Origin of the sequence: Mizugakiibacter sp., assembly GCF_039680435.1 — a bacterium.
Taxonomy (GTDB): Bacteria; Pseudomonadota; Gammaproteobacteria; order Xanthomonadales; family Rhodanobacteraceae; genus Mizugakiibacter.
This window is the reverse complement of record NZ_JBDKSX010000106.1, coordinates 1-2,390: the sequence shown is the minus strand read 5'-3', so window position 1 is coordinate 2,390 and position 2,390 is coordinate 1. Positions and strand designations below refer to the sequence as shown.

General features: G+C 78.3%; 2 protein-coding genes and 1 pseudogene. All 3 read left to right on the top strand.

Annotation, left to right across the window (positions count from 1 at the left end; translation table 11 throughout):
- A partial coding sequence (locus ABFC67_RS11480; protein ID WP_346738163.1) for a DUF4381 family protein occupies positions 1-253 on the top strand: 253 nt, incomplete at its 5' end.
- Positions 246-1,229 (top strand): VWA domain-containing protein, encoded by a 984-nt coding sequence (locus ABFC67_RS11475; RefSeq protein WP_346738162.1) that lies wholly within the window; start codon positions 246-248, stop codon positions 1,227-1,229. The genes ABFC67_RS11480 and ABFC67_RS11475, both read left to right, overlap by 8 nt.
- Positions 1,226-2,390: pseudogene (locus ABFC67_RS11470) on the top strand (colicin transporter); the annotation flags it as partial. The gene ABFC67_RS11475 and the pseudogene ABFC67_RS11470, both read left to right, overlap by 4 nt.

Sequence of the window (2,390 nt, the reverse complement as noted above, 5' to 3'; positions counted from 1 at the left end):
TGTCGCCGCGCTGGCGCGCGGCCTGTCGTCGCTGCTGCGCCGCGCCGCGCTGCGCCGCGAACCGCGCGCGGCCGCGCTGGACGGCGCGGCGTGGCTGGACTTTCTCGAACGCGCCGCGCCGGGCGCGCTGCCGCGCGAGCACGCCATGCGGCTGCTGCAGGCGACGAATGCGCCGGGCGCGCAGCTCGATGCGGCCGTACTGGTCGCCGCCTGCGTACGCTGGCTGGAGTGCGCGGTGGTGCGCCATGCCTGAGTTCGCCTGGCCGTGGCTGTTCGCGCTGCTGCCGCTGCCGTGGCTGCTGCGCCACGCGCTGCCGCCGGCGGCGCCGACGGCAGAGCTGCGCCTGCCGCACGCGGGGCTGGACCTGCGCGCGATCGGGCGCGCGCTGCCGCGCGGCGTGCGGCGCTGGCTGCCGCTGCTGGCATGGCTGCTGGCGGTCACGGCGGCGGCGCGCCCGCAGCAGGTCGGCGCGCCGCTGGCGCTGCCGCAGAGCGGACGCGCGCTGCTGCTGGCGCTGGACACCGCGGGCAGCATGGGCATCGAGGACATGGACCTGGCCGGCCAGGACGTCAGCCGCTATGCCGCGGTGCGCGCGATCGCCGGCGACTTCGTCGCGCGCCGCGCGGGCGACGAGGTCGGCCTGATCCTGTTCGGCAGCCGCGCCTACCTGGTGACGCCGCTGACGTTCGATCTCGATGCGGTGCGCGGCCAGCTCGACGACAGCGCGGTCGGCCTGGCCGGCCGCGAAACCGTGCTGGGCGACGCCATCGCGGTGGCGACGCGGCGCCTGCTCAAGCAGCCGGCGCCGGCGCGCGTGCTGGTGCTGCTGACCGACGGCGTCAACACCGCCGGCACGCTCGATCCGCGCGATGCCGCGCGCATCGCCGCCAAGGCTGGCGTGCGCATCTACACCATCGGCATCGGCTCCGCGCATGCCGTACTCGGCGACTTCTTCGGCGGCAGCATGCCCGGCGCGGCGTCCGATCTCGACGAGGACACCCTGCGCGCGGTCGCCGCGGCCACCGGCGGACGCTACTTCCGCGCCGCCGACGCCGCGCAGCTCGCCGACGCCTACCGCGCGATCGACCGGCTGGAGCCGGCGGCGCGCGCGCAGCAGGCGCTGCGGCCGCGGCGCGAGCTGTTCGTATGGCCGCTGGCGGCGGCCGTGTTGATGGCGCTGGCGGCGCTGCCGTGGGGCGCGGCGCGGCGACACGGAGCGTGCGCGTGAGCACGCTGGCCGAATTCCATTTCCTGCGCCCGTGGTGGCTGCTGGCCCTGCTCGCGCTGCCGCCGCTGCTGGCGCTGCTGGCGCGCGCGCTGCGCGGCGAGGGCGCGCTGGCGCGGCTCGCCGATCCGGCGCTGCTGCCGGCGCTGCTGGAGCGCGACGCCGGCGGCCGCCGCGGCGCGCTGGCGTTGGTCGCGCTGGTCGGCGCACTGGCCGTGCTGGCGCTGGCCGGCCCGGCGTGGGAGCGCCTGCCGGCGCCGGTCTACCGCAACCAGGCGGTGCGCGTGGTCGCGCTGTCGCTGGCGCCGAACATGCTCGCGCAGGACGTCAAGCCGGACCGGCTGACACGCGCGCGCTACAAGGTGCGCGACCTGCTCGAAGCCGGCCGCGACGGTCGCAGCGCGCTGATCGCCTATGCCGGCGACGCGTTCCTGGTCGCGCCGCCGACCCGCGACGTCGACACCGTGCTCGAACAGATCGACGCGCTGACGCCCGACGTGATGCCGGTGCAGGGCGACGCGCCGGCGCGCGCGATCGATCTCGGCGCGGCGCTGATCCGTCGCGCCGGCGCGGCCGGCGGCGACCTGGTGCTGGTCGCCAGCGATGCCGACGCCGCGGCCGAAGCGTCGGCGCGCCGCGCGCACGCGGCCGGCGTGCGCGTGTCGGTGCTGGGCGTCGGCACCGCGCGGGGCGCGCCGGTGGCGCGCGCCGAAGGCGGCTTCCTCGAGGATGCGCGCGGTGACGTGGTCGTGGCGCGCCGCGACGACCGTGCGCTGGCGGCGCTCGCCGCGGCCGGCGGCGGGCGTTACGTGGCGATGCGCGCCGATGGCGGCGACGTCGCCGCGCTCGCCGCGCTGGCGAGTACGCAGGTGCAGGCCGCGCCCGCGTACGACGTGCGCGGCGCGCAGTGGCGCGACCGCGGCCCCTGGCTGTTGCTGGCGCTGCTGCCGCTGGCCGCGTTGGGCTTCCGCCGCGGCTGGGTGCTGCTGCTGGCGCTCGCGGTCATGCCGTACCCGACGGCGCGCGCCGCGTCGTTCGCCGACCTGTGGCGCACGCCCGACCAGCAGGCCGCGCGGCTGCTGCGCGACGGCGACGCCCGCGCGGCGCTCGCCAGCGCGCGCGATCCGGCGCTGGCCGCGGCCGCTGCCTACCGCGCCGGCGACT